This window comes from Cysteiniphilum halobium (genome assembly GCF_003574425.1).
GTDB lineage: Bacteria > Pseudomonadota > Gammaproteobacteria > Francisellales > Francisellaceae > Caedibacter > Caedibacter halobius.
Genome location: NZ_QLIU01000022.1, coordinates 121,146 through 129,329 on the forward strand (window position 1 = coordinate 121,146; position 8,184 = coordinate 129,329).

The following is an 8,184-nucleotide window of genomic DNA, read 5'->3' on the forward strand; positions in this document are numbered from 1 at the left end:
ATAAAACAATTCGCAGCTGAGCCAGGCTTGTGTTAGAATATCGATCACTTTAACGCCAATCAAATAAATTTTCTGTAATGGAAGTAAATAGCTACAAAACCCAATTAAAAGAGATGGCAATGCGCTTGGATACACTTCGGGGGTATCTTTGACTTTGCTCATAAAAAAGAACGTTTAGATGAAGTATTAATGGAGTTGGAAAATCCAGCAATTTGGAATGATCCAGAGAATGCGCAAATGCTAGGTAAAGAAAAAACCACACTTGAAGTGGTTGTTAATAATGTCATAACCCTTGATAAAGGAATTACTGATGCATTAGAGATGATTGAGTTTGCCCAAGAGACGGATGATGAAAGTATTCTGCAAGAGGTGATCACTGAAATTGAACATTTGGAATCTGCGTTAGCCAAGCTTGAATTTATGCGCATGTTTAATAACCCAATGGATCCAAATGATGCGTTTTTGGATGTACAATCTGGATCAGGAGGCACGGAAGCGCAAGATTGGGCACAGATGCTTATGCGTATGTATCTACGCTGGGGCGAGGCGCATGGCTTGAAAACAGAACTGATTGAAGTCTCAGACGGTGACGTTGCCGGTATTAAAAGTTGTACGATTCGTTTTGAAGGTGAATATGCCTATGGTTGGCTTAGGACTGAAACGGGAGTGCATCGTTTGGTGCGTAAATCACCGTTTGATTCTGGTAATCGTCGTCATACTTCATTTGCATCGGTTTTTGTCTCCCCCGAGGTGAGTGACGAGATCGAGATCGAGATTAACCCCGCGGATTTGCGCATTGATACTTATCGCGCATCAGGTGCCGGTGGGCAGCACGTCAACCGTACCGATTCTGCAGTGCGTATTACGCATGAGCCATCGGGCATCGTCGTGCAATGTCAGAATGATCGCTCGCAACATAAAAACAAAGATCAAGCGATGAAACAGTTAAAATCAAAGCTATATGAGCTAGAGATGCACAAACGTAATGCTGAAAAACAAGCACTTGAAGAATCCAAATCAGATATTGGCTGGGGTAGTCAGATTCGCTCTTATGTACTTGATCAATCAAGAATCAAAGATCTAAGAACCTCAGTAGAGAATACCAACACACAAGCGGTGCTTGATGGTGATTTAGATAAATTTATCGAAGCTAGCTTGAAAATGGGATTGTGATAGCCAAGTTGCTAAAATTGACATGATACAGCGTAGGGGCGTATTGAGTACGGCCTTAGAGATTAAAATAAAAAAATTGGAATAATAGCCATGACAGAACAAGTTCAAGATCAATTAATGACAAAAGAAGAAGCGCAACTCGAAGAAAATAATCAAATTCAAGTGCGTAAAGAAAAACTTAAAGAGCATACTGAATCAAATAATGGCATTGCTTTTGCCAATGATTTTAAACCTAATGCAGTAGCTGCATGTCTGCAAGCAAGATATGGTAAAATTGAAAAAGCGGAGTTAGAAGCGTTGGCAGATAAGCCAATTGTTAAAATTACTGGTCGCATTATGCTTAAACGTGTCATGGGTAAAGCGTCTTTTATTACACTTCAAGATATGTCTGGTCGTATTCAAGCATATATTCGTAAAAATGATTTAGCCGAAGGCGAGTATGACCGCTTTAATGCACATTGGGATTTGGGTGATATCGTTGGTGTTGAAGGGACATTATTTAAGACCAATACTGGTGAGCTATCGGTGCATGCAACAAGCATTAAGTTGTTAACTAAAGCCATTCGCCCATTGCCTGATAAGTTTCATGGGTTGTCTGATCAAGAAACGCGTTATCGCCAACGCTATGTTGATCTGATGACTAATAGTGAAAGTCGCAAAGTTTTTCAGACGCGCTCTAAAATGATTCAATTTATTCGCCGTTATTTTGATGAACATCGTTTTATGGAAGTTGAAACGCCAATGATGCATGTGATTCCAGGGGGCGCTTCAGCAAAGCCTTTTGCAACGCATCACAATGCACTAGATATGCCGCTTTATTTGCGTATTGCACCTGAGCTTTACTTAAAGCGTTTGGTTGTTGGTGGTTTTGACCGGGTATATGAGATTAACCGTAACTTTAGAAATGAAGGCTTGTCAACGCGTCATAATCCTGAATTCACCATGATCGAGTTTTATCAGGCGTATGCTGACTATAAAGATCTGATGGATTTAACCGAAGATTTACTGCGCAAGATGGCGACAGAAGTTCTAGGTACTACTGATATTCATTACCAAGGTCAAGACTATGATTTGGCACAACCCTTTGTGCGCATGAGCATGTTTGACTCGATTTTACACTTCAATAAAGAGGTTACCAAAGCGCAGTTGGCAGACTTTGATCAAGCAGTAGCAATCGCTAAAAAGCTAGGTATTAAAGTTGAATCACACTATGGTTTAGGTAAAGTACAAACAGAGATTTTTGAAGAAACGGTCGAGCATCGTTTGATTCAACCAACCTTTATTACCGAATATCCAGCAGAGGTTTCACCATTGGCGCGTCGCAATGATGATAATCCTTTTATTACTGATCGCTTTGAGTTCTTTATCGGCGGGCGCGAGATTGCTAATGGTTTCTCTGAGTTAAATGATGCAGAAGATCAAGCTGAGCGCTTTAAGGCGCAAGTAGCTGCAAAAGATGCCGGTGATGATGAAGCAATGTTTTATGATGCGGATTATATCCGTGCTTTAGAGTATGGTTTGGCACCAACTGCAGGCGAGGGTATTGGTATTGACAGATTGGTTATGTTTTTCACCAATAGCACATCGATTCGTGATGTGATCTTATTCCCACATATGCGTCCTGAGTAGCAAGTTGCGAGTGGGTGGGCATGACTAATCGACATGATTCTGTATTTAAAGATCTGATTGCAAATAGAGATTTTGCAGTGTCTTTCTTGCAGCAATATATGCCACAAGAACTGGTTAATCTGATAGATTGGAAGACGGTAAAATTGGATACGGCTAATATTGAGCATGTGCGTCAACAGCAAAAGAAGAACTTGAAGCAAAAAGAGCAGTCAGACTTAACCTTTCTGTTCAAGTTCAAAGATAACTGTTCCGGTGCTGTGTTTGTGCATATTGAAAGCCAAACGAGTAATGACGAAACAATTGTTATTCGTACGCGTCATTATCAAACAAGTTATTTATTAGATTACATGAAGCGTAATAAGACTGCGAAAAACTTACCTCTAGTGGTGTCAATAATCTATTATGCTAATCGTAAACCATTTAGCTATAGCTTGGATATTAATGATTATTTCGAAAATAAGAGCCTTGCACAAAAATATGCTTTTAGATCGCAGTTTATTGATTTGAATAGATTTAGTGATAGCGAAATTTTGGCGCATGGATTTATAGCTGGCTATGAGCTAATCTTAAAAGCAATTAGAGAAAATAGCATTGATGGAAAGCTGGATATTGCGGTACACCAAATTGAAGCATATGATCATATAGCGAGGCAGGTCTTGATTCGTTATATGTCTCAATATTCAGATATGGAAACGGAAGAGTTTTATGGTAAGATAATGAACAGTAAACCAAGTCTAAGAGGTGATGTCATGACAGTAGCAGAAAAATGGGAAGCACAAGGAGTTGCAAAAGGTATGCAGCAAGGTATGCAGCAAGGTATGCAGCAAGGTATGCAGCAAGGTATGCAGCAAGGAGCGCGTTTGAAAGCAGAGGAAACTGCATGCAAAATGTTGCATAAAGGCTATGCGATTGATGATATTTGTGAAATAACAGGACTTGATCAAAAAGATGTTATTGAGCTAAAGGAGCGTGTCAAAAATACACGCCATTAAATTGACTCATGAGTCGTTTCCATTTGCTGCCAGCATCTTATTTCCCACTTATTATCATGAGCTAATAATGCTAATCTAGGGTCTGGATTCACGCAAACTGCTTTATCAACAAGTTTTAATAATGGTGCATCATTAATTGAGTCAGAGTAGAAAATGCTTTGCTCAAATACTTTAGATTGTTTTTGAAGCCATTTTTGATAGTAGTGAACTTTGCCGATACCAAAACTCAGTGGCTCGATAACGCCGCCCGTGAGTTTGCCATTTTCTTTGATACTTTGCACACCGATAATATTTTCTTGATCAAATCCAAGCAAAAGACCAATCGGGCGTACCAAATCGATCAAGCTTGCGGATATTAATAAAATCTGATCACTCTTTGCTACATGTTCCTTAATTGCTTGATAGGCTTCAGGGTAAGTAAAGTTGTTTACAATAAAGTGAGCAAAGTCTTTTAAAATGTTTTGCAATGTGCTCTCAGTGTGCCCAATAAGAGGTTGCAAAATAAAATGGCAAAACCCAAGCATATCGACTTCACCGGTATGATAGGCACGATCATAAGCCTCTTTGGTCGCCATAAAAGTTTGTGGATTGTTGACAAGCTTCTGATTACATAGGTATTTTGCCCATTCATTAGAGCAATCAACAGAAATAAGCGTGTGGTCAAGGTCAAAAATAGCAATATCAGACATAGTATTTGGGATAGTATTACGGTGAGTTTGTAGATATGATGATAAGCGCGTTATGAAGTTTGTCAAATAGAAATTGAAAAGAGGAAGTTATGAGATTAATACAGAAGTGTATAGTGGGCGTTGCTTTGCCATTGGTCACACTAGTGAGCTTTGCAAGCATTCACAATAACTTTAAGGCACTTGAAAAGCAATACGGTGGCCAACTAGCCATTAGCGCTATTGACACATCTAATAACCATGCAGTTGATTACCATGCCGATAAGCGCATGCCGATGTGTAGTACATTTAAGCTGATGCTTGTAGCTGCGGTGCTAAAAAAGAGTGTTGATGACCCCATGTTACTTGAAAAAAAGATTGTTTACACGCAAAAGGATATGGTCAATGCTTACTCTCCTTATACCCAAAAAAATCTGGGTAAAGGTATGACTATTAGCGCATTATGTCATGCTGCAATGTTAAGTGATAACACAGCAGCAAATTTACTGCTTAAACAGTTAGGTGGACTAAAGAAGTTAAACCAATTTGCGCGAAGTATTGGTGATATGACCTTTAGGCTGGATCGTTATGAACCCTATTTAAATACTGCAATTCCAGGAGATAAAAGAGATACAACAACGGCGAAAGCCATGTCACAAAGCCTGGATAAAATTGTATTAGGAGATGTTCTTCCTACGATGCAACGCGATTTATTGATCAAATGGATGCAAACAAATACCACGGGAGATAAGCGTATTAGAGCAGGGGTTAATAAATCTTGGATCGTTGGTGATAAGACAGGTACAGGTGATTATGGTACAACGAATGATATTGGTGTGATATGGCCAAACAAATGCAAACCGATTGTGATTAGTGTTTTCTATACACAGGCTAAGCAAGATGCAAAAGCACAAGATGCTGTGATCCAAAAAGCAACGAGTGTTGCTGTGGCTGAACTTGGTAAAACCAATTCCTGCTTAGATCAGACTGTTTAATGAGAATACAGTATCATTTTAGAAAGTCCGCTAAAGGACAGCTTTTAATTTGGGATGTTAAAAAGCTTGTTAAGAAATCACAGTATCTAAAAGCAATATCGATTAAAGTTGATCAAATTAAAGAGCTAGATCAGTGCTATTGGTATGAATTTGGTGAAGAAAAACCAACGTGCTCGAATATTATTGAGCATATGAAGCTTATTCAAAATGCTGATTTGAATTATCCTATTTTGCTGTGTGCTGATGGGCAAATTATGGATGGTATGCATCGGGTATGCAAAGCCAAGTTAGAAAATAGGGAAACCATTGATGCCATTCAATTTGAGGTGACACCTGAACCAGATTTTATCGATATAAATCCAAAGAGCTTGGTGTATTAATGAGAGATAGCGCAAAAAGACATGGAAATCCTTGGCTGAATCAGTGGTTTCGCGCATAATAAACCCTAATATTTTGTAGGAACAAAGGATCAATATGTCTCATACTATACAATCTAAAGCAGCTGTTGCTTGGCAAGCGAATAAACCACTTTCAATCGAAACTATTGATGTATTACCACCACAAAAAGGGGAAGTACGCATTAAGATTAATGCCTCTGGTGTTTGTCACACGGATAAATTCACATTGTCTGGCGAGGATCCTGAAGCGGTATTTCCGTGTGTTTTAGGGCATGAAGGTGCGGGTGTTGTTGAGTCGATTGGTGAGGGGGTGAGCTCTGTTGCCGTGGGCGATCATGTAATCCCTTTATATACACCTGAATGCGGCACGTGTAAGTTTTGCCTCTCAGGCAAGACTAACCTGTGTCAGAAAATTCGCATAACACAAGGGCAAGGCTTAATGCCTGATGGCACAACACGTTTTTTTAAAGATGGTCAGCCCATTTATCACTATATGGGTTGTTCTACTTTTTCTGAGTATACTGTGTTGCCTGAGATATCCGTTGCTAAAATTGATAAACAAGCACCGTTGGAAAAGGTGTGTTTACTTGGTTGTGGCGTAACAACGGGAATAGGTGCGGTCAAAAATACTGCCAAAGTTGAAAAAGGTGCTATTGTCGCTGTCTTTGGCTTGGGTGGCATTGGATTAGCTGTGATTATCGGCGCAAAGATGGCCCAAGCAAAACGCATTATTGCCATTGATATTAATGAAGATAAGTTTCCTTTAGCACAAAAGCTTGGTGCAACTGAGTGTGTTAACCCTAAGTATCATAAGCGCCCAATTCAAGAGGTGATTGTTGAAATGACCGAAGGTGGTGTTGATTATTCATTTGAATGCATCGGTAATGTTGATGTGATGCGAAGTGCGCTAGAATGTGCGCATAAAGGGTGGGGTGAGTCCATTATTATCGGTGTTGCCGGTCAAGGCAAAGAAATCACTACTCGTCCTTTTCAGCTAGTTACTGGTCGCGTGTGGAAAGGGAGTGCGTTTGGCGGTGTCAAAGGGCGTTCGGAATTACCACAATATGTAAATGATTACTTAACAGGAAAATTTGCGCTAGAAGACTTCATTACCCATACCATGCCAATTGAAGATATTAATCAAGCTTTTGAATTAATGGCAAAAGGCGAAAGTATTCGTAGCGTGGTTGAGTTCTAAGGTGGCAGGTGTTCAACATATCGAGGTAGATGCTGATCGCAAAGGTCAACGCATTGATAATTTTCTGATTGGACAGTTTAGTAAGCTACCTAAATCCCTGATATATCGCTGGATTCGCAAAGGAGACTTACGCGTCAATAAGAAGCGCATTAAACAAACTTATCGTGTTGAGTCAGGTGATATCGTGCGTGTCCCACCATTTATCCTTGAGGAAGAAGCACCAGCTAAGGTAAGTGATGATCATCTGATTTTCCTTGAATCACTTATTTTATTCGAGAATGCGGATTATATGATTATTAACAAACCCTCAGGCATTGCCGTTCACGGTGGCTCAGGCGTTAATTCAGGGTTAATAGAGCGCTTGCGTCAACTGCGCCCTCAAGCTAAAAAGTTTGAGCTAGCACATCGCTTGGATAAGGAAACCTCAGGTTGCATGATCATTGCCAAAAAATACAGCATCTTGACCTATTTTCATGAAGCTTTAAAAAAGCGCGAAGTGCAAAAGACTTATCACGCTTTAGTGCATGGCAGTTGGTCAAATAAAGTCAAACAAATTAACTTGCCATTAAAGCGTCACTTACTACCACATGGTGAGCGTATGGTGCGTGTTGATAAAACAGAAGGCAAGGATGCGCTAACTAGTGTTAGAATTTTGCAAAAACTTGATCAATATACTTTGGTCAAAGCGATGCCGCACACTGGTAGAACGCATCAGATTCGCGTGCATCTTGCGGCATATAACTGCCCGATCGTTTGCGATAAAAAATACGGCATTGCCGATAAAGACCAAGTATTGATAAATAAGGGCTTTAATCGCTTGTTTTTACACTCAGCAAGTTTGTCATTTAAGGATCCTAAGACTGGGGAAGATATGCGCTTTGAAGCGCCGTATGATCGCGATTGTGTAAAAATTTTAGGTTTACTCTAATCATCTGTGGGTAAAAAGTCATGATTTAAGAGCTGTGCTACTGTATAAGGGCAATGCTCGGGAAATGCTTTTTTAGCAATTCCTGTTTCCAAAGCAGCAAGGTTAACTGCGCGAGCATATAATTTATCTTCAGTCATCAAGCCTTCAAGTAAGCGATATAAGCTTGGGCTGTCTTCAAGAACATCCTCTATGCGGTCGAAGACAGA

At 39.9% G+C, this 8,184-nt stretch carries 9 protein-coding genes; 7 read left to right on the forward strand and 2 right to left on the reverse strand.

Translation table 11 applies throughout. The features are described from left to right. The first annotated feature begins 77 nt into the window (after positions 1-77). The 3 genes from prfB to DNK85_RS05270 all read left to right on the forward strand — a co-directional run bounded on the left by prfB (position 78) and on the right by DNK85_RS05270 (position 3,794). Positions 78-1,173 (forward strand): peptide chain release factor 2 gene (prfB, locus tag DNK85_RS05260; protein ID WP_119328523.1). Its coding sequence is split into 2 segments (ribosomal slippage): positions 78-149 and positions 151-1,173, totalling 1,095 coding nucleotides; the frame shifts between segments, so codons are not numbered across the junction. A gap of 90 nt (positions 1,174-1,263) precedes the next feature. Continuing rightward, the gene (gene lysS, locus DNK85_RS05265) at positions 1,264-2,802 is read left to right on the forward strand and encodes a lysine--tRNA ligase (RefSeq protein WP_119328524.1); all 1,539 of its coding nucleotides are present in this window, start codon (positions 1,264-1,266) and stop codon (positions 2,800-2,802) included. Positions 2,803-2,822: 20 nt separating this feature from the next. Next, positions 2,823-3,794, forward strand: coding sequence for an Rpn family recombination-promoting nuclease/putative transposase (locus DNK85_RS05270; RefSeq protein ID WP_119328525.1), 972 nt, complete (start codon positions 2,823-2,825; stop codon positions 3,792-3,794). Here the strand turns inward: DNK85_RS05270 and DNK85_RS05275 are convergent. Next, positions 3,791-4,483, reverse strand: coding sequence for an HAD family hydrolase (locus DNK85_RS05275; RefSeq protein WP_119328526.1), 693 nt, complete (start codon positions 4,481-4,483; stop codon positions 3,791-3,793). The two genes, DNK85_RS05270 and DNK85_RS05275, sit on opposite strands and share 4 nt — an antisense overlap. A gap of 89 nt (positions 4,484-4,572) precedes the next feature. Here DNK85_RS05275 and bla point away from each other — a divergent pair, with 89 nt between their 5' ends. The 4 genes from bla to DNK85_RS05295 all read left to right on the forward strand — a co-directional run bounded on the left by bla (position 4,573) and on the right by DNK85_RS05295 (position 7,978). Then, entirely contained in the window at positions 4,573-5,454 is an 882-nt protein-coding gene (bla, locus tag DNK85_RS05280; protein ID WP_119328527.1) for a class A beta-lactamase, read from the forward strand. Next, the gene (locus tag DNK85_RS05285) at positions 5,454-5,834 is read left to right on the forward strand and encodes a hypothetical protein (RefSeq protein WP_119328528.1); all 381 of its coding nucleotides are present in this window, start codon (positions 5,454-5,456) and stop codon (positions 5,832-5,834) included. Before bla ends, DNK85_RS05285 begins: the two co-directional genes overlap by 1 nt. A 94-nt stretch (positions 5,835-5,928) precedes the next feature. Further along, positions 5,929-7,050 carry an S-(hydroxymethyl)glutathione dehydrogenase/class III alcohol dehydrogenase gene (locus tag DNK85_RS05290; RefSeq protein WP_119328529.1) on the forward strand — a complete coding sequence of 374 codons (1,122 nt, stop codon included), beginning with the start codon at positions 5,929-5,931 and terminating at the stop codon, positions 7,048-7,050. Position 7,051: 1 nt separating this feature from the next. Next, the gene (locus DNK85_RS05295) at positions 7,052-7,978 is read left to right on the forward strand and encodes an RluA family pseudouridine synthase (protein WP_208123138.1); all 927 of its coding nucleotides are present in this window, start codon (positions 7,052-7,054) and stop codon (positions 7,976-7,978) included. Here DNK85_RS05295 and DNK85_RS05300 read toward each other — a convergent pair. After that, positions 7,975-8,184, reverse strand: a 210-nt coding sequence (locus DNK85_RS05300; RefSeq protein WP_119328531.1) for a DUF29 family protein, incomplete at its 5' end; no start/stop codon positions are given. The genes DNK85_RS05295 and DNK85_RS05300 overlap by 4 nt on opposite strands.

What these genes read in the sequence shown, in the direction of transcription:
- lysS (WP_119328524.1), top strand. Translation starts at nt 1,264, where the DNA reads ATGACAGAACAAGTTCAAGATCAATTAATGACAAAAGAAGAAGCGCAA.
- DNK85_RS05270 (WP_119328525.1), top strand. Translation starts at nt 2,823, where the DNA reads ATGACTAATCGACATGATTCTGTATTTAAAGATCTGATTGCAAATAGA.
- DNK85_RS05275 (WP_119328526.1), bottom strand. Translation starts at nt 4,483, where the DNA reads ATGTCTGATATTGCTATTTTTGACCTTGACCACACGCTTATTTCTGTT.
- bla (WP_119328527.1), top strand. Translation starts at nt 4,573, where the DNA reads ATGAGATTAATACAGAAGTGTATAGTGGGCGTTGCTTTGCCATTGGTC.
- DNK85_RS05285 (WP_119328528.1), top strand. Translation starts at nt 5,454, where the DNA reads ATGAGAATACAGTATCATTTTAGAAAGTCCGCTAAAGGACAGCTTTTA.
- DNK85_RS05290 (WP_119328529.1), top strand. Translation starts at nt 5,929, where the DNA reads ATGTCTCATACTATACAATCTAAAGCAGCTGTTGCTTGGCAAGCGAAT.